Below are 20,959 nucleotides of genomic sequence, written 5' to 3'. Positions count from 1 at the left end.
CTCACCACGGTATCCAATCGGTAACCACCCTTCCTCCTACGGTCGCCGTACCACTTTGTCGAGGAGGTTGCGGTGAGCAAGATTCTGGTGATCGGAGCCCGCGGACGGGCCGGATCAGCGGCCGTCACGGAGGCCCAGAGCCGCGGGCATTCCGTCGTCGGCGTCGCCCGTACGACGACTGCCGGGCAGGTCGTTGGAGATGGGACGGCTACGGGGTTGGTCGTCGGGGATGTGACGGATGCGGGGCGGCTTGCGGAGTTGGCGATGGGTTGCGATGCGGTGATTGCGGGGGTGTACGACGGCGGGAGCGACCCGGGTGAGTTCTTCCCGCGGGCTGCTCAGGCCCTCGTCGACGCGCTAGAGAAGGCCGGGGTACGACGGCTCGTGTGGGTCGGGCTGGCGTCGATCCTGCCGACCGCGGACGGGACGTTGCTGATGGACACCGACGGATACCCGCGGGAGTACCGCTCGTTCTTCCTCGCCCACCAGGCAGCGCTGGACGTCTTCGCGCAGTCGTCCCTCGACTGGGTCTCGATCGCACCCACCGGGGACTTCGACCACGCCGATCCGTCCCGGAAGGGGAGGTATCGCGTGGCGCAGGCGGATGCCCAGGACCTGATCTCGTACGCCGACTTCGCCGTTGCGCTCGTCGACGAGGTCGACCACCCGGCGCACCACCGCACCGCGATCGGGGTAGTGGTCTAGACGGGTGGGTCGCGGGCGCCGACGTACGGGCGATAGGTTCGGCATATGGCTGGGGCCGAGGAGTACTTGGGTAAGGCGTTGGCGATCGCGCAGCAGGCGGCCGAGACGCAACTCGGCGCGATCCGGGTAGCGGCGGAGCTGGTCGCCGAGGCGCTCGCCGACGGGAAGACGTTCTGGGTGTTCGGGACGGGGCACAGTCACACGCTGGCCGAGGAGCTGTACGGGCGCGCCGGCGGACTGGCCGACGTACGGGCGATCCTCGAACCGGGACTGATGCTGCACGAGGGCCTGCAGAAGAGCTCGCTCCTCGAACGCCTCACCGGCCTGGCCGACGTCCTGCTGGAGATCAATCCGCTGGAGTCCGGCGACGTACTGCTCATCGCGTCGAACTCCGGCCGCAACGCCGTACCCGTCGAATTCGCCCTCGGCGCCCGCGCCCGCGGCGTGAAGGTGATCGCCCTGACCTCACTGGCCCACTCGAACGCCACCACGTCCCGCGCCCCCGGCGGCCAACGCCTCTTCGAAACCGCCGACGTCGTCATCGACAACTGCGGCGTACCAGGCGACGCCCTCATCAAGGTCCCCGGTACGCCGGAACCCACCGGCGCCACCTCCACCCTGGTAGGCGCCCTACTCCTCCAGGCCCTAACCGTAGAAGTAGTAACCCGCCTGACCGACCGCGGCCAACCCCCCAACATCCTCCGCAGCCTGAACGTCTAGCCCCACGAACGCTCAGCCGTCCGCGCACCCCATGACGGTCAGGTGGCGCGGTAGGCGACTGTTATGTCGTAGCGGTCTGAGCGGTAGATGGAGCGGCCGAACTCTATGACCTGGTCGGTGGCGGTTCGGGGGGCCGAGGTGATGATCAGGCAGGGGGTGGAGCTGTCGATCTCGAGGAGTTCGGCGTCGCCTGGTTCGGGTGGGGCGGCGACGATGGAGGCGGAGACCATGCCGAGCGTGACGCCGTACCGGGTCGCGAGGATCGTGTACAGGGACTTCTCGGCGAAGTCGATCTCCTCCAGGCCGGGGTAGCGGTTCAGGGACAGGGCGGTGCGTTCGATCGCCATCGGGTCGCCGTCGGCGGTGCGCAGGCGGACCAGGTGCAGGACCGGCGTACCGATCGGCTCCTCGAGCTCTCGGGCGAGATGCTCGTCCGCGGCACCGACGCGGTGTTCGAGGACCTTGGCGCCGGGCTCGATGCCGCGGTTGATCATGTCCTGGCTGAACGAGGACGCGAGCATCCGGGACGGGCGCGGTTCCGCGACGAAGGTGCCGCCGCCGGGGCGGCGGTTGGCCAGGCCCTCGGCCACGACGCGGTCGACCTCCTGCCGGACGGTCATCCGGGCGACGCCGAAACGCTCGGCGAGGACGCGCTCGGACGGCAGCACGGTGCCGACGGCCAGCGAGCGCGTGAGGTTCTCCAGAATCTCGCGAATCTGGTCACCCTTCGGACGATCGGGCCGCAGCGCGGTAGGGAGCTCGGCGAGATCGCCGGGGTTGTTCCGTGGGCGGGCCATGAGGTCAGTATCCCTGGGAATCTGCCCGGCAAACCGGTTGCCGGGGAACGCGGGCCGCGGCTGGGTCCTGGCCGCGCAAGGCACCCGCGACCACTTCGTCCCGGACGACCTTGTCAGGCCGACTGTAACGTCCGGTGCCGCCTCACGGCCAGCGACGATCCACAGGCTCGGCAATTCCCGCCGGGGGTAGTTTTAGCGCTATGACCCCGGGACAGTTCGTGCAGGAGACGTCGTCGACCGGTGAGTGGAAGCGGCAGGGCAACAGATTCACCGGCCGGATCTCCCGCGACTCCACGGCAGCACCCGGCGAAGGACCGGACGACCAGGGCCGCTGGCCGGTCGAGCCGGGTCGGTACCGGCTGGTCGTCAGCCTGGCCTGCCCGTGGGCGCATCGCTCGATCATCGTCCGCCGGCTGCTCGGCCTCGAGGACGCGATCAGCCTCGCGGTCGTGGACCCGATCCGCGACGAGCGCGGCTGGCGGTTCACGCTCGACCCGGACGGTCGCGACCCGGTGCTCGGCATCGAGTACCTGTCCGAGGCGTACCTGCGTACCGACCCGTCGTACGACGGCCGCGTGACGGTGCCCGCGATCGTCGACACGACCACAGGTGAAGTGGTCACGAACGACTACCCGCAGATCACTCTCGACCTCTCCACCGAGTGGACCGAGTTCCACCGACCCGACGCCCCGCAACTGATCCCGGCCGATCGCGCGGAGATGGACCAGCTGATCGAGGAGATCTACCGGGACGTGAACAACGGCGTGTACCGCTGCGGTTTCGCGACCAGTCAGGAGGCGTACGACGCGGCGTACGACGTACTGTTCGCGCGGCTCGACGTACTGGAGGAACGGCTCGCGGATCGCACGTATCTGCTCGGCGACACGTTCCGCGAGGTGGACGTGCGGCTGTTCACCACGCTGGTCCGCTTCGACGCGGTCTACCACGGGCACTTCGAGTGCAACCGGCAGAAGCTCACCGAGTTCCCGAACCTGTGGGCGTACGCGCGCCGCCTGTACCAGCTTCCCGGCTTCGGCGAGACCGTCGACTTCGACCAGATCAAGCGGCACTACTACGTCACCCACGACAACATCAACCCGACCGGCATCGTCCCGAAGGGCCCGGACCCACTGGCCTGGATCAGGTAGCGAGCGCCGCCAGCGCCGCGTCGACCGCCGACCTCAACTGCGCCCGGGTCGCCCCTGATCGCGAACGCAGGTTGATCGCGTACGCAAGCAGCGTCAGCAGCTCCGCCGCCCCCGGCACGTCGGTCCCGGACCGCAACTCCCCGTTGCCCTGAGCAACCTTCAGCGCGGCGGCCAGCGAATCCCGCAGTACGGCGTGATGCTCGGACAACACCGCCCGTACGGCGTCCGGCGGGCTCTCGGCGTTCGCGTTCGCCATCATGCACCCCCACCCGGCGTACTCCCCCGAACACCGCAACCGCAGCAACTGCTCGAAGAACGCGCGCACCGCAACGAGACCTCGGCCGTCCGCGGCGAGCTCGTCGAACATCGGCCGCGACCGGTGTTCGAGGTACCGCCGCGCGGCCGCCGCATACAGGTCGTCCTTGCTGCCGAACGCGTTGTACAGGCTCGACCGGCTCAGTCCGGTCGCCGCGACCACGTCCTGGATCCCGGTCGCCGCACTCCCACGGCGCCAGAACAACTGCTCGACGGCAGCCAATGCCTCCGCCTCGTCGAAATGTTTGACATCGGGCATACCCGGCATCATATCTTGGAACGACCGATCCAAGATAGCGAGGAGTCGTGATGATCGACGTACTGGTGCTCGACGTCAACGAAACGCTGACCGATATGGAGCCGCTGCGGGACGGGTTCGAGGCGGCCGGGCTGCCCCGGCACAGCCTCGACGCCTGGTTCGCCGCGACGTTGCGGGACGGTTTCGCGCTGACCGCGGTCGGTGCGTACGCCGCTTTCCGCGACCTGGCCGCCGAGCTCCTCGAGGCGCAGCTCCGCACGGCCGGGATCGAGCCGACCGCGGAAACCACAAAGAACGTACTTTCCGGATTCACCCGCCTCCCGCTGCACGCCGACGTCGCGCCGGGTCTGCACAAGATCCACGAGGCCGGCGTACGCATCGTCACCCTGACCAACGGCTCGGCAGCGATGTCCGAAAACGTGTTCCGGGACGGCGGCATCCTGCCCCTGCTCGAGCACCGGCTGGATGTGTCGGTGCCGCAACGCTGGAAGCCGCACCCCGACGCCTACCGGTACGCCGCCGAGGTCTGCGGAGTGCCCGTGGAACGGATCGGTCTCGCCGCCGTGCACCCGTGGGACATCGACGGCGCCCAGCGCGCCGGGCTCCAGGGTTTCTACATCGACCGCCGGAAAACGCCGTACCCGAAGGTGTTCGGCACGCCGGACCACACGGCCGCGGACTTCGAGGCCCTGGCCGAACTGATCCGGGAGTAGCGGTCGGGACACGTTAGGATGGCGTTGGTGCGCCGGGAAGTCTGGTCGGCAGTCCGTCCGACCGACCCCGAACGAAGGGCCGTCCATGAGCGAGCACCCACGGATCCGGCAGCGTAGGCGCGCATTTCCCCGCATTCTCGGCCGTGAACGGGCATTTCTCGCCGACACGCTGCGCGCCGAGACGACCGGTGGTCTGCTGCTGCTCGCCGCGGCCGTGGTCGCGTTGGTCTGGGCGAACTCGCCCTGGCAGGACGCTTACCACCACGTCCGCGAAGCGCAGCTCGGCCCGCTCACCGTCGAGGCCTGGGCCTCCGACGGCGCGCTGACACTGTTCTTCTACCTGGCCGGGGTCGAGCTGAAGCGCGAGATCGTGGTCGGCACGCTGTCGAAGCTCAACGAGGCCGTCGTTCCGGTGGTCGCGGCGATCGCCGGAATGGTGCTCCCGGCAATGATCTATCTGATCACCAACCTGGTGACCAACGACGGCAAGCCGGAGGGCTGGGCGGTGCCCACGGCAACCGATATCGCCTTCGCGCTCGCTGTCCTCGCGATCGTCGGATCGTCGCTGCCGAGCGCGCTGCGGGCGTTCCTGCTCACCCTCGCCGTGGTCGACGACTTCGGCGCGATCCTGGTGATCGCCGTGTTCTTCTCGCACGGGTTCCACCCGTTCCAGCTGCTCGCCGCGGTCGCCCTGGTCGCGCTCTGGTACGTCCTCCAGCGCCGCCGCGTCCGTACGCCGTTCCTCTACGTGCCGATCGCGATCGGGGCCTGGTGGTTCATGCACGAGTCGGGGATCCACGCAACGATCGCCGGCGTCGCGCTCGGGCTCGTCACGCGGGTGGTCGCGGATCCCGGTGAGGACGAGGCGCCGGCCGAGCGGATCGAGCACCGGCTGCGGCCGTGGTCCGCGGGGGTCGGCGTACCGCTGTTCGCGGTGTTCGCCGCCGGGGTGACGTTGAGCGGCAGCGCCGTACGGCAGTTGCTGACCGACCCGGTCGCGATCGGCATCGTCGCCGGGCTGCTGGCCGGGAAGACCATCGGGGTGTTCGGCGGATCGTGGTTGACCGCGCGCTTCACCCGGGCCGAGCTGAACTCCGATCTGGCCTGGCGGGACGTCGCCGCGGTGTCGGTGCTGGCCGGGATCGGATTCACGGTCGCGCTGCTGATCGCGCAGCTCGCGTTCGGGTCGGACGCCGCCCAGGTCGAGCGCGCGAAGGCCGCCGTACTGATCGCCTCGGTGCTGGCCGCGCTGATCGCCGCGCTGCTCCTGGCTCGCCGGAACCGCGCGTACACCGATTGACCCGCGGGCGTGGGCGGTAGTGTCAGAGCACGGACGTGCGGGAAGGAGTCGCGATGTCGATGAATGGGGACGAGCCCACGGTCGGCCAGCTGGTCGCGAATGCCAGCAAGGAGCTGTCCAGCCTGGTCCGCAGCGAGATCGAACTCGCGAAGACCGAGCTGAAGAAGACCGCGGTCGCGGCCGGAACCGGAGCCGGGATGTTCGCGGCGGCCGCGTTCCTGGGGCTGCTCGCGGTCATCCTGCTGTGCATCGCCGCGGCGTACGGCCTGACCGCGGCGGGCCTGCACCCGGCCATCGCGTTCCTGATCGTCGCCGGCGCTTTCCTGCTGATCGGCGCGATCCTGGTGTTCATCGGGATGCGGGCGCTGAAGAGCGCGAAGGGTCCGACGCGGACCATCGAGACCTCGAAGGAGTCGGTCGAGGTTCTCAAGTCGATCGGCAAGGGCGACGACGAGACGTTGGCCTTGCCTGAGCCGGGCGTACGGCGCTGAGCCCGGCAGGAGTCGTCGACCTCCTGGTCGACGGCCCCTGGTCGCACTCACTGGTCGCGGCCAACGGGGCCCGGTTCCACGTCGCGGAGTGTGGCGCGGCGCAGGATCCGCTCGTCCTGTTCCTGCACGGCTTCCCCGAGTTCTGGTGGGCCTGGAGACACCAACTGCCCGTTGTGGCGGCCGCCGGGTACCGCGCGGTGGCGATGGATCTACGGGGGTACGGCGCCAGCGACAAGACACCTCGTGGTTATGACCCGTACACCGCGGCCGCCGACGTGTCCGGGGTGATCCGGTCGCTCGGCGCAACGGATGCGGTCGTCGTCGGGCACGGGTGGGGCGGGTTCATCGGGTGGTCGGCCGCCGTACTGACGCCGCGGCAGGTCCGGGGGCTGGCTGCCGTGTCGGCGCCGCACCCGCTGTTGCTCACCCGGTCCGGGCAGACGAAGGCGCTGACGCGAAGCGCGTGGTTCCAGCTGCCGATCCTGCCCGAGCGCCGGCTGCTGGCGCAGGACGGGATCCACATCGAGCGTCTGCTCCGCGCCTGGGCCGCGCCGGGCGGGACCTTCCCGGACGCGGAGGCGTCGCGGCGCTACCGGGCCGCTCTCCAGGTCTGGCCGGCACCGCACTGCGCGCTCGAGTACCACCGCTGGTTCGCCCGGTCCCGGTTGCGCCCGGACGGCCGCAAGTATTCGGCGAAGATGCGTACGCCGGTCGCCGTACCCGTCCTGCAGCTCCAAGGCGCACGGGACGCAGCGGTGTCCCCCACCGTGGTCACACCCCCAGATCTGGTCACAGCACCGCTGCGCCACGAACTCATCACCCCCGCCGGCCACTTCCCCCACGAGGAGGCTCCGGACCTGTTCAACACCCTTCTCGTGGACTGGCTGAAGGACATCCACCCGCAGGCACGACGCCGATGATGCGGCCGATGATGCCGGTGACCCTCCAGCTGCCGTCCACCTTCTCGATCCGGTAGGTCAGGATCGAGCCGCGGCCGCAGTCGTAGAAGATGCTGGTGTGTACTTCCTTGTGGTCGGTCTTGCTGACCACGGGGCCGACGGTGACGGTCGCAACCCGTCGGTCGGCACAGGACGGGTCCTCGCCGTCGAACGTGACCGGCGCCAGCGGCCGGACCGCCATCTCGATCCGCGCCTTCGCGGTGGCGGAGAATGTCACGACCGGGGCCGGGGATGCTTTCAACGCTTGAGTTTCTGCACGCTGGCCTTGGCCGAATACCTGCACGACTTGCCAGCCGTCAGAAGGCTCGACCCGGCGCGCGATCGAGACGACGGCGGCAGCCCAGATGCGGCCGTCATCGGAGTCCGGCGACGTCGCCGCCGGGGTCGCTGCCAGAGGCTGACTGGGGCGGTCGGGCCGGTGGACGCCGTACAGGACGCCGGCGAGGACGACGAGGACCGCGGCGGCCGCGAGCAGGACCGGGACCGGGTTCCGGCGCTTGGTTGCCTCGGGCAAATGATCGGCCAGGGTCTCGCGCTCGGTGAAGGTCTCGCGGAGGAGGTCGCCGAGCTCCTCGTCGGTCAGCCGGGTCGGCTTGGTCATGTCAGGCCTCCTCTGCGGGCAGTTGGTCGCGAAGAGCCGCGAGGGCTCGGGAAGCGTTGGATCGGACTGTGCTCGGCGTGATGTCGAGTAGCTTGCCGATCTCGTCGTCCGGAAGGTCCTCGTAGTACCGCAGGACGAGCACGGCGCGCTGCTTGCGGGGCAACCCGGCGAGCAGCCGCCATACCGCATCGCGCTGGGCGTGACGGTTGCCGATGTCCTCGTCGGTGGGTACGTCGCGGGTCTCGGCGACCGGCAGCTCGCCGTGCTTCAGCAGCCGGCGCCAACTGAGGAACTCGTTGAGCACCATCCGGCGCAAGTAGGCATCGGGCTGATCGACCTCGCTGATCCGGCTCCACTTGCGGTACGCCCGCGTGAAGACGGTCTGGACCAGGTCCTCCGCACTGTGCCGTCCGCCCGTCAGCATGACGGCGAACCGCAGCAACCGTTGCTCGTTCGCCGCTACCAGCTCGTCGAACGACAACTCACGCCCCACCTCACTCGCTGCCACCGCCACAGTCCTTCAACGCGGTGAGCACCACGACCTGCTGCATCAGGTGCAGGATTGGGTGGAAACCTCTTGGGTGGCGGAGGCGCCGGCGCGGGCGTCGTCGGCGACCTGCCGGGCGGTGAGGACGTAGCCGGTGCGGTTGTCCTCGACGGAGGCCGCGAAGACCACTCCGTACACGACGCCCTTCGCGGACAGCAGCGGACCGCCGGAGTTGCCCGGGCGGACCGAGGCCCAGATCGAGAACGCCTCGCGGGTGACCGTCCTGTCGCCGTAGATGTCCGGGCCGCGCAGCCGTTCCTCGGAGCGGATCCGGGCCGGCTCGGAGTCGAACGGGCCGTTCTCCGGGTAGCCGAGCACGACCGCCGGATCGTCGGCCTTACCGGTCAGGTCGAAGGACAGCGGGGCCTCGGTCAGCTTCGGCACGTACAGCACCGCGATGTCGGTCTCCGGGTCGAACACCACGACCTTGGCGTCGTACTTCTTCCCGTTCACCTCGACCTGCGGCGAGCTGACGCCGGCGACGACGTGCGCGTTGGTCATCACGCGCTTCGGCGCGTAGACGAACCCGCTGCCCTCCAGGCCGCGCGAGCAGCTGGCGACGCCGGTGACCTTGGCGATCCGGGTGTACGCGTCCCGGACCGGCTGCTGCCGGGCGATCGCGCTGTCCGGCGGCTGCGTCTCCCGGATCCGCTCCGGGACGAACGGGTCGAGGAACCGCGGGAACAGGTCCGTGTTGACGACGTCGTTGAACGACTGCAACGCGCGGTCGGCGCTGTTCGGCAGTAGTTCGTCGACCTTCGCGAGCACCTCGGACCCGCGGACGGCAGACGTGACGCTCGGGATCCGGGCACCGCTCACAGCGACCCCGAGCACCCACGCGACGATCAGCGCCGACGCGGCCGCCAGCGCCGCACCGGCGAGTGCATCCAGGAAGCGCACCGGCCGCCACGACATCTTGTTGCGTAACCAGGCGCCGATCACGGCGGCACGCCATCGCCCGAACGACGCGAGCGCCACCACCAGCAACAACGCGACGAACGACACGGTGACGCTCGGTGAGAAGTTGTCGAGCGCCTTGGGGACTCCCCAGACACCGAGCGCCGCACCACCGAGCAGGCCGAGCGTTGCGCACGCTCCGACGACGAAGCCCTCGACGTACCCCGAGATGGCCAGCGCTACCGCCGCACCCACGACCACCCAGTCGAGCAAGCTCATTCCACGCCTTCCGACTTGTCACCTGGCGTCCGGCCGAGATCGTGCTCGATGGCGGTCATCCGCCGCACGTCCTCCGGCCGTCGTCCCTCGCTCCGCCAGGCCGCCTCGACCAGTCGGTCGGGCAACGGTACGACGTTCGAGGGGTCCCAGTCGCGGTACCACCCGCCGAGCTGCAGCATTTTGTCCAGCAACCCGGCCGTGAACCCCCAGATGTAGAGGTCGCCGATGATGAACGCCGGGCCGGTGAAACCACTCGGATGCAGGCAGCTGATCCGGTTCGCCGGGTCGGCGAGCGCGCTGACCGGCACCTGGTGAACGGACGCGACCTCGGCCGGGTCGACCACCGCGACCGGCGACGGCTCCCGCCACCAGGCCAGCACCGGCGACACGCCGAAGTTGCTCACCGGCACCCAGAGCGCCGGCCAGATCGCGAACGGTACGACTCCGTCCGGGTCGAGGCCTGTCTCCTCCTCGGCCTCGCGCAAGGCCGTGCGGACCAGACCACTCTCCCCGGGACCGTCCTCCGGGTCGGCGCCGCCGCCCGGGAACGCCATCTGCCCGGCGTGCTTGCGCAGCGTCCAGGCCCGCTCGGTGAGCAGCACCTCCGGCCCGTCGTTGCCGTCAGCAAGCAAGATCAGGACGGCGGACTTGCGCACCGACGGGTCGTCCGGCGGCAGGAACCGGGACAACACGTTCGGATCCACGTCCTCGGAGGCCTTCGCCAGCGGCCCAAGCCAGTCCGGGATCCCGACGTTACTGAAGATCATCGGGTCACCCCGAGCTTCTCCTCGAGCAGCTGATCCAGCTGCTGCCGGGACGTCAGTACGCCGCGGTGCACGTAGGCGACCGTGCCCTTGTCGTCGACGAAGACGGTCAAGGGCGGGCCGCCGACCTTCAGCGCCCGCTGGATCGCCTTGTCCTGGTCGACGACATGCGGATAGGCCAGGCCCTCCGCGTCGGCGAACTTCACCGCGAGCTCCGGCCGCGGGTCGTCGTAGTCGATCCCCAGCATCGTCACCTTGCCCGACTTCGCGAGCGCGGCCAGGTACGGCGCTTCGTCGCGGCACGGGCCGCACCACTGCGCCCACACGTTGATCACCAGTGGCCCCCGGAGATCGGCGAGCCGGACGTCCGGTCCAGTACCCAGACACGGCAGGCTGATGTCCGGTAGGCCGTTGCTGACCGGTGGCTTCGAGGGCGCCGACGGGCAGGCCTTGAGCCGGTCCGCGCCCGGCACCGCGCTCCGCCCGGACGACGGCGTACCGCTGTCACCTGCTTGCTCCGATCCACACGCCGCCAGTGTCACCGACAACACCAACGCGACCGCCCCGCAGTAGGCGATGGATTGCCAGACATGCCCTAGGAGCGATCGCGTGCCGCGGGACGACGTACCGGATCTCACGCTGGGGCCTTCACCAGCTTCGCGGCGACGTCGGGGGAGGTGGGTCCGGCGCCGTACGACGGGCACCACTGGGCGATCGGGCACGCGCCGCAGGCCGGCTTCTTCGCGTGGCAGCGGCGGCGGCCGTGGAAGATCAGCCGGTGCGACAGCATCGTCCAGTCCTTCTTCGGGAACAGGTCGCCGATGATGTGCTCGACCTTGACCGGGTCCTCCTCGGCGGTCCAGCCGAACCGGCGGACCAGGCGGCCGAAGTGCGTGTCGACGGTGATCCCCGGGACGCCGAACGCGTTGCCGAGGACCACGTTCGCCGTCTTCCGGCCGGTGCCCGGGAGCTTCACGAGCTCCTCGAGCTTGTTCGGTACGACGCCGTCGTAGTCGTCGACGAGCGCCTGGCCGAGTTTCATGACGCTGTTGGTCTTCGCCCGGAAGAAGCCGGTCGGTTTGAGGATCGCTTCCATCTCGTCCCGGTCGGCCTCGGCGTACGCCTGCGCGGTCGGGTACTTCGCGAACAGCGTGGGGGTCACCTTGTTCACCGTGACGTCGGTGGTCTGGGCCGAGAGAATGGTGGCCACCAGCAACTCGAGCGGGGTGGTGAAGTCCAGCTCGCAGTGCGCGTCGGGGTAGGTCTCGGTCAGTACTTTGTGCATTTTCCGGGCCCGGCGGACCAGCTGGGTATGCGTCTCGTCGACGTACACCGGGGCCTTGCGGGGAAGCTTGAGCGGGACCGCCACGAGGGGCTCCGCGACGCGCGGGGATGGCATGGAGGCCAGCCTACGTCCGCCCACCGACAACCCACGCTGCCGTTGCCCAGCGGCTGCGGCGAGGCAATCGCGGGTTACTGAGGGTGCTGAAGGGCACACTGTGTGGTGCTCCGGCGAGTCGGGGCGAGCCTACATGGCGGTGCCGACACCCGAGGAGCTACGGTTTTGGGGCGACCGGGTGTACACATATCGGTCGACGGACGTGGCGGATCCCACGTTCGTAGTCGTGGTCGAAGGTCCTAGGAGGCCCAGAAGTGGATGCCGCAGTGCTCCGACAGGCACCGCTGTTCAGTCAGCTCGACGACGAGGCGGCCGACGCCCTGGCCGCATCGATGACCGAGAGCCGGCTGCGCCGCGGTCAGGTGCTGTTCCACGAGGGCGATTCCGGTGACCGGCTGTTCGTCGTGGTCGAGGGCAAGGTCAAGCTGGGCCGCACCTCAGCCGACGGCCGGGAGAACCTGATCGCCGTGCTCGGGCCGGGCCAGATGTTCGGTGAGCTGTCGCTGTTCGACCCGGGACCGCGGTCCGCGACCGTCACCGCCGTCACCGACGCCCAGCTGATGTCGCTGACCCACGACGAGCTGCTCCGCTGGCTCGACGGCCGCCCCGCGGTGGCCCGCGGCCTGCTGCTGCAGCTGGCCGGCCGGCTCCGCAAGGTCTCGGACGTGGTGGCCGACCTCGTCTTCTCCGACGTACCGGGCCGGGTCGCGAAGGCCCTCCTGGACCTGGCCAGCCGCTTCGGCCGCACCGCCGACGACGGCGTCCACGTCCACCACGACCTCACCCAGGAGGAGCTCGCCCAACTGGTCGGCGCCTCCCGCGAAACCGTCAACAAGGCCCTCGCCGACTTCGCCTCCCGCGGCTGGGTCCGCCTCGAACCCCGCTCGGTAGTCCTCCTCGACGTAGACCGCCTCCAACGCCGCGCCCGCTAGCCCCACTCCCGCCCGCCGGCGAACCCTCCAGCTCGGTGGGCATCCCCTCAACTGGAGGGTTGCCCACTGAAAATACGAGGGGGCAACCCTCCAGATCAGTGGGCAACGTTCGGTCGGGTCAGGCGCGGGCGAAGGCGGCGCGGATGCGCGCGATGAGGCTGGCGGGGTGGTCGAGGTCCGCCCACGTGACGCGGACGACCTGCAGTCCGAGGGCGCGGAGACGGTCCTCCCGCAGCTTCTCCCGGATCAAGGTTTCCCGTGCCCCGTCGCCGTATTTGAGCAAACCGTCGAACTCGACCACGGTCCGCTCCGCGGCGAAGAAGAAGTCAACCCGGCCGACGAATCCGGCGGCGTCGGTGAACACCGCCTGGAGCACTGGCGCGGGGAGTCCATAGGTATGCACCAGCACCCGGAATCGCGACTCGCCGACCGACTCCGACAACGGATCGCTGAAGCCGAGGGCCGCCCTCGCCGTCGCACTCCCCGGCCAGAACTCGGTAGCCTCCAGCAAACGCTGTACGTCGACCTCGCTGATCGGATGATCCCGACGTACGGCGTCCGCGCTGACGACAGCCGCTTCGAAGGACGACGTACACGCCGTCTCGAAGAGGGCTCGCGGCACGGTCGTCGCGAGCAGACCGTCCGTGACGGTCAGATCGACATCGGTGAGCTTGCCGCGATGGTGGCGGACACCGGCGATCCGACCCCCACGGTGCCGGTCGAGTCGATTCACGTGAACCTCTGCGAGCTCGGGCCCCCACAGCGGCACTCGGTGCAGGACCAGGGCGGACTGATGGCTCACGGCAACCCTGCCGGGGCTCATCGAGTTCATCACCGCGTGGACGAGTCGACGATGCTTCAGGCTCTGCTGGTCCCACGCCGGGAGATGGTCCAGCTCGACTGCCTCGGCGTACTGCCCGTGGCGGATCCGCTCCCAGCGTCCGTCCTGGATCCGGTCGTTGATCTGCCCTGGGGTGTAACCGCAATCTGCGGCCTGACCACGGCTGTACACCCCGCCCTGGGTGTCTGCGAGGAGCTTCAACTTCGGATTCACCAGCCAAGCATCAACCGAATCGCCCTCCCCCGGCTGCCACAAACCCCAACCTGTGGATAACCGCGAACCCTCCAACTCGGTGGGCATCCCCTCGGTTGGAGGGTTACCCACTGAAAATATGAGGGGGCAACCCTCCGGGTCGGTGGGCAACCCCATCTGGAGCTAGGGGTTCAGGTAGTCGAGTTGGGCTCGGACTGAGCGTTCGGCGGCGGGCCAGAGGGATTGGGGTACGTCGGCGTAGACCTGCTCGACGATGGACTCGGGGGTGGTGTGGCCTTCGGCGATGGCGGTTTTGACCTGGTTGAGGCGGTCCTGGCGGTGTTCCAGGTAGTACGTGAGGACGTCGGACGGGTCGTCGATCACGGGGCCGTGGCCGGGGAGTAGACGGAGTACGTCGGCCGGGGAGTTCGCGAAGGCCCGGAGGCGCTCGAGGGAGTCGAGGTAGGGGCCCAGGGCACCGTCCGGGTACGCGACGACCGACGTACCGCGGCCGAGGACGGTGTCTCCGGTGAGGAGCGAGCCGTCCTGGGGCAGCCAGAAGCAGACCGAGTCGAGCGTGTGGCCGGGCGTCGGGAGCACCTCGATCCGGAGGCCGTCGGCGGTGATCACGTCCCCTTCCGTCAGGCCGTGGGCGTGATCGGTGGGGATGCGGAACTCGGGATCCACAGCCCGTACGCCACAGCCGGCCTGGTTGGCGAACCACGCGGCGCCCTCGGAGTGGTCCGGGTGCTTGTGGGTCAGCAGTACGACGGCGACCTTGCCGGCCGCGTCCAGGACCGCGCGGAGGTGGTCCTCCAGCATCGGGCCGGGGTCGACGACCACGGACCGCTCGGCGTCCGGGGCACGGAGGATCCACGTGTTGGTGCCGTCCAGCGTCATCAGGCCGGGATTGTCGGCCCGCACCAGGGTGGCGTACTCGGTGACGTTCATGTGGTCTCCAGATAGGCCTGGTCGCCGTCGACGCGCACGGTGGGCATGATCGCGCGGATCTCCCGCGCGCCGGCCGCGTCCAGGATCGCCGCGACGTCGTCGTACTGCGAGAGTTCGTGGCAGCAGATGTACGTCGGGGGCAGCATCAGCATCTCGCCCGCCTCGACGGCCGCGACCGCGTCCGCCGGGCGGATCCAGGTGACCTGGTCGGACTCGCTCGTCACGTCTCGGGTGACCTGTCCCGCGGGGAGCGCGGCGACGAAGAACGCGGTGTCGTACCGCTTGGGCTCGAACTCCGGGGTGATCCAGTGCGTCCAGGGGCCGAGCAGGTCGGCGCGCAGAACCAGCCCGCGGCGGTGCAGGAACTCCGAGAAGCCCAGCTCACGGGTTTCCAGGGCGACCCGGTCGGCCTCCCAGTCGGCTCCGGTGGTGTCGCCGACGACCGAGTCGTCCGACGGTCCGGCGAGCAGGACGCCCGACTCTTCGAATGTCTCGCGGACGGCGGCGGCGACGTACGCCGCGGCTGTCTGCGCGGAGCAGCCGAGCCGCTCGCCGAACCACTCCGGCGAAGGTCCCGACCAGGAGTCCGCGACGGTGGAATCCGTCGCGTCGACCCGCCCGCCGGGGAACACCGTCATCCCGGCAGCGAACGCCATGGTCCGCTGCCGTCGCAGCAGATAGACCTCCGGGCGCCCGCTCGCTGGTGCGGCGGGTCGGGGTGGGGCGGCCGGTGTGGTCGGTGGTGGGTCGCGGAGGAGGATGACCGTGGAGGCGGGGCGAGGATCGGCCGGCGTCCGGGTGCCCGCGGCGTACTCGAGGGCCACCTCGGCCATCCGGCCGGTCATCAGCTGCGACTTCAGGTCCCGCACGAGCGGTCAGCCGACCTCGACGATCAGTTCGATCTCGACCGGGGCATCGAGCGGGAGGACCGGGACGCCGACCGCGCTCCGGGCGTGCTGCCCGGCGCCGCCGAAGACCTGGCCGAACAGCTCGGACGCCCCGTTCGCCACCTGCGGCTGGCCGGTGAAGTCCGGCGTGGAGGCGATGAACGCGACCGCTTTCACGATCCGCTTCACGTTCCCCAGGTCGCCGATCTCCGCCTTGACCGCGGCCAGGGCGTTCAGCGCGCACTGCTGGGCGCACTCGCCGGCCACCTCGGGTGTGACCGCGTCGCCGACCTTGCCGGTGGCGATCAGCGTGCCCTCGCGCAGCGGCAGCTGGCCGGACGTGTAGACCAGGTCACCGGTCCGGACGGCCGGGACGTACGCGGCGACCGGCTTGGCCACCTCGGGCAGCTTCAGGCCGAGCTCGGCGAGCTTCTCCTCGGGGTGGCTCATTTGTCCTCGATCTCCCGCTTGAAGTAGGCGACCAGGTTCTCCGGGTTGAGGCCCGGGATCACCTGGACCAGCTCCCATCCGTCCTGGCCGAAGTTGTCCAGGATCTCCTTGGTCGAGTGGACCAGCAGCGGCGCGGTGAAGTACTCGAACTTCTTCATGAAGGGGACTCTAACGGTGTGTCGCGGGACACGTCCTACCCTGGGACCTATGGCGCGACTGCACGTGGTGACCGGCAAGGGCGGCACCGGGAAGACCACCGTCGCGGCGGCGATGGCGCTCGCGCTGGCCGAGCAGGGCAAACGGATCCTGCTGGTCGAGGTCGAGGGCCGTCAGGGTCTCGCCCAGCTCTTCGACGTACCACCCCTGCCGTACGTCGAACGCCGGATCGCGCACGGCCCCGCCGGGGGTGAGGTGTTCGCGCTGGCCGTGGACGCCGAGGCCGCGCTCCTGGAGTACCTCGACATGTACTACCACCTCGGCCGCGCGGGGAAGGCGCTCGAGAAGGTCGGCGCGATCGACTTCGTCACCACGATCGCCCCCGGGCTCCGCGACGTACTGCTCACCGGGAAGGTGTACGAGGCCACCCGCCGCAAGGTGCACGGGAAGCTCGCGTACGACGCCGTGGTGGTGGACGCCCCGCCGACCGGGCGGATCGCGCCGTTCCTGAACGTCAACACCGAGGTCGCCGGACTCGCCAAGGTCGGACCGATCCGCAACCAGGCGGACGCGATCATGGGCATGCTGCGCTCGGACATCACCCGGATCCACCTGGTCACGCTGCTCGAGGAGATGCCGGTCCAGGAGACCCTCGACGCGGTCGGGCAACTCGAGGCACTGGACCTGCGGATCGGGTCGATCGTGGTGAACATGGTCCGCAACAGCCCGCTCGACGACGACGCACTTGCCCTTGCGGTGAAGGAGAAACTGCCTGCTGCCGAGCTGACCAGAGGCCTGAAGGCAGCCGGTCTCACGATCGGCGACGACCTCGTGCAGACGCTCGCGAGCGAGGCGCACGACCACGCGATCCGGGTCGGGCTCGAACGCGAGAACCGCGACCGGATCGATGCCCTGGGCAAACAGGTGACGGAGCTGACGCTGCAGCCGGACGGGATCGACCAAGGCACCCTGATCGACCTGGCCGAGGAGTTCCGGGCATGAATCTGGATCTGGACGCGCTCATCGACGACGCCGAAACGCGGATCATCGTCACCTGCGGTTCCGGCGGGGTCGGGAAGACCACGACCGCGGCCGCGCTCGGTCTGCGCGCGGCGGAGCGCGGCCGGAAGGTCGTCGTCCTCACGATCGACCCCGCCCGGCGGCTGGCGCAGTCGCTGGGGCTGACCGAGCTCGACAACACCCCGCGTGCGGTGGCGGAGGTGAACGCGAAGAACGGCGGCCGGCTGGACGCCATGATGCTCGACATGAAGCGGACGTTCGACGACGTCGTCCTGCAGCATGCGACGCCGGAGAAGGCCGAGCAGATTCTCGCGAATCCCTTCTATCAAGCGCTTTCCTCGTCGTTCGCCGGCACGCAGGAGTACATGGCGATGGAGAAGCTCGGGCAGCTGCACAAGCAGGCCGAGCGGACCGGCGAGTGGGACCTGATCGTCGTGGACACTCCGCCGTCGCGGTCGGCGCTGGACTTCCTGGACGCGCCTGAGCGGTTGGCGTCGCTGCTCGAGGGCCGCTTCCTCAGGCTGCTCCTGGCGCCGGCTCGTGGCCCATTCAAGCTGATGTCGGCCGGGGTGAACATGGCGATGTCGGTGCTGAACAAAGTGCTCGGCGCTCAGGTGCTGACCGACGTACAGACGTTCGTGGCGGCGTTCGACACGTTGTTCGGCGGGTTCCGGCAGCGGGCCGAGCAGACGGTCGCGCTGCTCCGGGAGTCGCACACCGCGTTCCTCGTCGTGGCCTCGCCGCAGAACGATGCGCTGCGGGAGGCGTCGTACTTCGCGGAGCGGCTGCGGGCCGAGGGAATGCCGCTGGCGGGCGTCGTGCTGAACCGCGTGACGAACACGGAAGCGCCGGAACTGTCGGCGGAGCGGTCACTCGCCGCAGCCGAGAAGCTGGAGGAAGCGGACAAGTCGCCGCTGACGGCCGCCGTACTGCGGTTGCACGCGGACAAGATGCAGCAGGTCGTAGGCGACCACAAGCGGGCCGAACGCTTCCGGCGAGGTCACCGCGCGATCCGGACCGTCGAGGTGCCCGCACTGGCCGACGACGTGCACGACCTGACCGGTCTACGCCAGATCGGCGACCTGTTGACTGCCTGATTTCACCGTCAGCGAACGTCGGGAAGCGTCGGGAATTACTTGCTTACACCTGTGGTTGAGCCCATCAGACTCAACTTGGAAAAGGGTGTGACAGCGTGACCGATACGTTGAATCTTCCTGTACTGCCGCTGGACGACGTCGTGGTCCTGCCGGGAATGGTCGTGCCGGTCCGACTCGCCGACAGCGAGGCCCGGGCGGCGATCGATGCCGCGCAGGCCGCCGGTCAGGACCAGGTGCTCCTGGTCCCGCGGCTGGACGGAAAATACGCCAAGGCCGGGACGCTCGGTGAGATCGAGCAGATCGGCCGGCTGCCGGGCGGTGCCCAGGCGGCCGTGATCCGCGGGACCCAGCGGGTCCGCATCGGCGCCGGGACCACCGGCCCGGGTGCGGCGCTCTGGGTGGGCGCGACGGTGATGCACGAGATCACCGACGACCGCTCCGTCGAGCTGGCCCGCGAGTACAAGACCCTGACCACCTCGGTGCTGCAGCGGCGCGGCGCGTACCAGGTGATCGATTCGATCAAGCAGGTCGACGACCCGGCGGAGCTGTCCGACCTGGCCGGCTACGCGTCGTACCTGAACAACGAGCAGAAGTCCTGGCTGGTGGAGAACGCGAACGTCTCCGAGCGGCTGGAGAAGCTGATCGGCTGGGTGAAGGACCACCTCGCCGAGCTCGAGGTCTCCGAGACGATCCAGAAGGACGTCCAGGAAGGCATGGAGAAGCAGCAGCGGGAGTTCCTGCTGCGCCAGCAGATGGCCGCGATCCGCAAGGAACTGGCCGAGCTCGACGGCAAGGCCGAGTCCGAGGAAGAGGACTACCGGGCCCGCGTCGAGGCGGCCGACCTGCCGGAGCACGTGCAGAAGGCCGCGCTGGCCGAGGTCGACAAGCTGGAGCGGACCTCCGAGCAGTCTCCCGAGGTCGGCTGGATCCGGACCTGGCTGGACACCGTTCTCGAGCTGCCCTGGAACGAGCGGACCGAGGACAGCTACGACATCCGTGAGGCGCGGGCCGTGCTGGACGCGGACCACGCCGGCCTGGACGACGTGAAGCAGCGCATCACGGAGTACCTCGCCGTACGGCGTCGTCGTGCGGACCGTGGTCTCGGTGTCGTGGGCGGTCGCCGCAGTGGCGCCGTACTGGCGCTGGTCGGTCCTCCTGGTGTGGGTAAGACCTCGCTGGGTGAGTCCGTGGCGCGTGCGATGGGCCGGAAGTTCGTCCGGGTCGCCCTGGGTGGCGTGCGGGACGAGGCCGAGATCCGTGGCCACCGGCGGACGTACGTCGGCGCGCTGCCGGGCCGGATCGTCCGGGCCATCACCGAGGCGGGTTCGATGAACCCCGTCGTACTGCTGGACGAGATCGACAAGGTCGGTGCGGACTACCGGGGCGACCCGACGGCCGCGTTGCTCGAGGTCCTCGACCCGGCGCAGAACCACACCTTCCGGGACCACTACCTGGAGGTCGAGCTGGACCTGTCCGACGTGGTGTTCCTGGCCACGGCGAACGTGCTGGACTCCATCCCGGCGCCGTTGCTGGACCGGATGGAACTGGTGCAGCTGGACGGGTACACCGAGGACGAGAAGGTCATCATCGCCCGTGACCACCTGCTCCCGCGTCAGCTGGAGCGGGCGGGCCTGACGGCGGACGAAGTGACCATCGAGGAGTCGGCGCTCCGGGTGCTCGCGGGTGAGTACACCCGGGAGGCCGGCGTACGGCAGCTCGAGCGGTCGATCTCGCGGGTCCTGCGGAAGGTGACGGCGAAGCTCGCTCTGGGCGAGGACGTTGGGAACCTCACGATCGACGGCGGTGGGCTGAAGGGGTACCTGGGTTCGCCGAAGTTCACGCCGGAGTCGGCGGAGCGTACGGCGCTTCCGGGTGTGGCGACCGGACTGGCAGTAACCGGTGCGGGTGGTGACGTGCTCTTCGTCGAGGCGTCGCTGGCCGACAAGGAGACCGGCCCGACCGGAGTCACGTTGACCGGGCAGTTGGGTGACGTGATGAAGGAGTCGGCGCAGATCGCCCTGTCGTACCTGCGCTCGCACGGCGCGGAGCTGGGGCTGCCTGTCGGTGACCTGGCCGAGCGGAACGCGCACATCCACGTGCCGGCCGGTGCCGTCCCGAAGGACGGACCGTCGGCGGGTGTGACGATGACAACGGCGCTGGCGTCGCTGCTGTCCGGGCGGCCGGTCCGCTCGGAGGTCGCGATGACCGGTGAGGTGTCGCTGACCGGACGGGTGCTCCCGATCGGTGGGGTGAAGCAGAAGCTGCTCGCCGCGCACCGGGCCGGGCTGACCACGATCCTGATCCCCAAACGGAACGAGCCGGACCTGGAAGACGTGCCGGCGTCCGTGCTCGCGGAGCTGACCGTGCACCCGGTGAGCGACGTCCGTGAGGTGCTGGATCTGGCGCTGGAGCCGGCCGAGGTCGGCGCACACCAGTTCGCCGCCTGACCGGGCGTACCGAAGGAGGGCCCGAGCAATTGCTCGGGCCCTCCTCCTTTTGGATGAACTTTGTCCAGCGAGGGTGACCGAACTCACACGCG

24 protein-coding genes are annotated in these 20,959 nt (G+C 69.4%); 11 read left to right on the top strand and 13 right to left on the bottom strand.

Translation table 11 applies throughout. The features are described 5' to 3' along the window. Nucleotides 1-72: 72 nt before the first annotated feature. Nucleotides 73-705: an NAD(P)-dependent oxidoreductase gene (locus EV137_RS19765; RefSeq protein WP_134130285.1), complete on the top strand. Its 633-nt coding sequence runs from the start codon at nt 73-75 to the stop codon at nt 703-705. 45 nt (nt 706-750) lie between these two features. Next, nucleotides 751-1,425: a sugar isomerase domain-containing protein gene (locus EV137_RS19760; RefSeq protein ID WP_134130284.1), complete on the top strand. Its 675-nt coding sequence runs from the start codon at nt 751-753 to the stop codon at nt 1,423-1,425. A 38-nt stretch (nt 1,426-1,463) separates the two neighbouring features. Here the strand turns inward: EV137_RS19760 and EV137_RS19755 are convergent, their stop codons facing one another. Further along, entirely contained in the window at nt 1,464-2,222 is a 759-nt protein-coding gene (locus tag EV137_RS19755; protein ID WP_134002418.1) for a GntR family transcriptional regulator, read from the bottom strand. Between the two features lie 200 nt (nt 2,223-2,422). Between EV137_RS19755 and EV137_RS19750 the strand changes: the two genes are divergently transcribed. After that, a complete protein-coding gene (locus tag EV137_RS19750) occupies nt 2,423-3,370 on the top strand; it encodes a glutathione S-transferase family protein (RefSeq protein WP_134130283.1) in 948 nt (315 codons plus the stop codon). Here the strand turns inward: EV137_RS19750 and EV137_RS19745 are convergent. Continuing rightward, complete coding sequence (locus tag EV137_RS19745; RefSeq protein WP_134130282.1) at nt 3,363-3,944, bottom strand: TetR/AcrR family transcriptional regulator; 582 nt, start codon at nt 3,942-3,944, stop codon at nt 3,363-3,365. The genes EV137_RS19750 and EV137_RS19745 overlap by 8 nt on opposite strands. A gap of 50 nt (nt 3,945-3,994) precedes the next feature. On the opposite strand from EV137_RS19745, the gene EV137_RS19740 reads away from it, so the two are divergent. The 4 genes from EV137_RS19740 (at nt 3,995) to EV137_RS19725 (ending at nt 7,368) form a co-directional block, all read left to right on the top strand. Continuing rightward, a complete protein-coding gene (locus tag EV137_RS19740; RefSeq protein ID WP_134002412.1) occupies nt 3,995-4,657 on the top strand; it encodes a haloacid dehalogenase type II in 663 nt (220 codons plus the stop codon). Nucleotides 4,658-4,742: 85 nt separating this feature from the next. Next, on the top strand, nt 4,743-5,957 hold the full coding sequence (gene nhaA / locus EV137_RS19735) for a Na+/H+ antiporter NhaA (RefSeq protein WP_134130281.1): 1,215 nt from the start codon (nt 4,743-4,745) through the stop codon (nt 5,955-5,957). Between the two features lie 53 nt (nt 5,958-6,010). Continuing rightward, nucleotides 6,011-6,448, top strand: coding sequence for a phage holin family protein (locus EV137_RS19730; protein ID WP_134002408.1), 438 nt, complete (start codon nt 6,011-6,013; stop codon nt 6,446-6,448). Next, nucleotides 6,445-7,368 (top strand): alpha/beta fold hydrolase, encoded by a 924-nt coding sequence (locus tag EV137_RS19725; protein WP_134002406.1) that lies wholly within the window; start codon nt 6,445-6,447, stop codon nt 7,366-7,368. The genes EV137_RS19730 and EV137_RS19725 overlap by 4 nt, the downstream gene beginning before the upstream one ends. Here the strand turns inward: EV137_RS19725 and EV137_RS19720 are convergent. From EV137_RS19720 to nth, 6 genes are read right to left on the bottom strand one after another with little or no spacing between them, the layout of a single operon-like run. Continuing rightward, nucleotides 7,310-8,008, bottom strand: coding sequence for a hypothetical protein (locus EV137_RS19720; RefSeq protein WP_134130280.1), 699 nt, complete (start codon nt 8,006-8,008; stop codon nt 7,310-7,312). The two genes, EV137_RS19725 and EV137_RS19720, sit on opposite strands and share 59 nt — an antisense overlap. 1 nt (nt 8,009) lies before the next feature. Continuing rightward, nucleotides 8,010-8,516, bottom strand: a complete 507-nt coding sequence (locus EV137_RS19715) for a SigE family RNA polymerase sigma factor (protein ID WP_238175426.1) — start codon at nt 8,514-8,516, stop codon at nt 8,010-8,012. Between the two features lie 42 nt (nt 8,517-8,558). Beyond that, on the bottom strand, nt 8,559-9,731 hold the full coding sequence (locus EV137_RS19710) for a MarP family serine protease (RefSeq protein ID WP_134130279.1): 1,173 nt from the start codon (nt 9,729-9,731) through the stop codon (nt 8,559-8,561). Then, nucleotides 9,728-10,498, bottom strand: a complete 771-nt coding sequence (locus tag EV137_RS19705; protein ID WP_134002400.1) for an NUDIX hydrolase — start codon at nt 10,496-10,498, stop codon at nt 9,728-9,730. The genes EV137_RS19710 and EV137_RS19705 overlap by 4 nt, the downstream gene beginning before the upstream one ends. After that, on the bottom strand, nt 10,495-11,133 hold the full coding sequence (locus tag EV137_RS19700; protein WP_238175425.1) for a TlpA family protein disulfide reductase: 639 nt from the start codon (nt 11,131-11,133) through the stop codon (nt 10,495-10,497). Before EV137_RS19700 ends, EV137_RS19705 begins: the two co-directional genes overlap by 4 nt. Beyond that, nucleotides 11,130-11,894 (bottom strand): endonuclease III, encoded by a 765-nt coding sequence (gene nth / locus EV137_RS19695; protein WP_134002398.1) that lies wholly within the window; start codon nt 11,892-11,894, stop codon nt 11,130-11,132. The genes EV137_RS19700 and nth overlap by 4 nt, the downstream gene beginning before the upstream one ends. 254 nt (nt 11,895-12,148) lie before the next feature. Here nth and EV137_RS19690 point away from each other — a divergent pair, with 254 nt between their 5' ends. Beyond that, on the top strand, nt 12,149-12,826 hold the full coding sequence (locus EV137_RS19690) for a Crp/Fnr family transcriptional regulator (protein ID WP_130386963.1): 678 nt from the start codon (nt 12,149-12,151) through the stop codon (nt 12,824-12,826). A 118-nt stretch (nt 12,827-12,944) separates the two neighbouring features. On the opposite strand, the gene EV137_RS19685 is transcribed toward EV137_RS19690, so the two are convergent. The 5 genes from EV137_RS19685 to sp36 form a co-directional block, all read right to left on the bottom strand. Beyond that, nucleotides 12,945-13,880 carry a type IV toxin-antitoxin system AbiEi family antitoxin domain-containing protein gene (locus tag EV137_RS19685; RefSeq protein WP_134130278.1) on the bottom strand — a complete coding sequence of 312 codons (936 nt, stop codon included), beginning with the start codon at nt 13,878-13,880 and terminating at the stop codon, nt 12,945-12,947. 162 nt (nt 13,881-14,042) lie between these two features. Beyond that, entirely contained in the window at nt 14,043-14,810 is a 768-nt protein-coding gene (locus EV137_RS19680; protein WP_134130277.1) for an MBL fold metallo-hydrolase, read from the bottom strand. After that, a complete protein-coding gene (locus EV137_RS19675; RefSeq protein ID WP_311136378.1) occupies nt 14,807-15,679 on the bottom strand; it encodes an NUDIX hydrolase in 873 nt (290 codons plus the stop codon). The genes EV137_RS19680 and EV137_RS19675 overlap by 4 nt, the downstream gene beginning before the upstream one ends. Before the next feature lie 6 nt (nt 15,680-15,685). After that, entirely contained in the window at nt 15,686-16,147 is a 462-nt protein-coding gene (locus EV137_RS19670) for a RidA family protein (RefSeq protein WP_134002390.1), read from the bottom strand. After that, nucleotides 16,144-16,305: a Sp36 family protein gene (gene sp36 / locus EV137_RS40645; RefSeq protein ID WP_166679940.1), complete on the bottom strand. Its 162-nt coding sequence runs from the start codon at nt 16,303-16,305 to the stop codon at nt 16,144-16,146. The genes EV137_RS19670 and sp36 overlap by 4 nt, the downstream gene beginning before the upstream one ends. Before the next feature lie 49 nt (nt 16,306-16,354). Here sp36 and bagA point away from each other — a divergent pair, with 49 nt between their 5' ends. The 3 genes from bagA (at nt 16,355) to lon (ending at nt 20,867) form a co-directional block, all read left to right on the top strand. Then, nucleotides 16,355-17,305: an ATPase BagA gene (gene bagA, locus EV137_RS19665; RefSeq protein ID WP_134002388.1), complete on the top strand. Its 951-nt coding sequence runs from the start codon at nt 16,355-16,357 to the stop codon at nt 17,303-17,305. After that, complete coding sequence (bagB, locus tag EV137_RS19660; protein WP_134130276.1) at nt 17,302-18,420, top strand: ArsA family ATPase; 1,119 nt, start codon at nt 17,302-17,304, stop codon at nt 18,418-18,420. The genes bagA and bagB overlap by 4 nt, the downstream gene beginning before the upstream one ends. A 95-nt stretch (nt 18,421-18,515) precedes the next feature. After that, nucleotides 18,516-20,867, top strand: coding sequence for an endopeptidase La (lon, locus tag EV137_RS19655; protein ID WP_134002383.1), 2,352 nt, complete (start codon nt 18,516-18,518; stop codon nt 20,865-20,867). Nucleotides 20,868-20,959 lie beyond the last annotated feature (92 nt).

This window comes from Kribbella pratensis (genome assembly GCF_004366075.1).
GTDB lineage: Bacteria > Actinomycetota > Actinomycetes > Propionibacteriales > Kribbellaceae > Kribbella > Kribbella pratensis.
The sequence above is the reverse complement of the archived record's forward strand: the minus strand, read 5'-3'. Positions and strand labels throughout refer to the sequence as shown.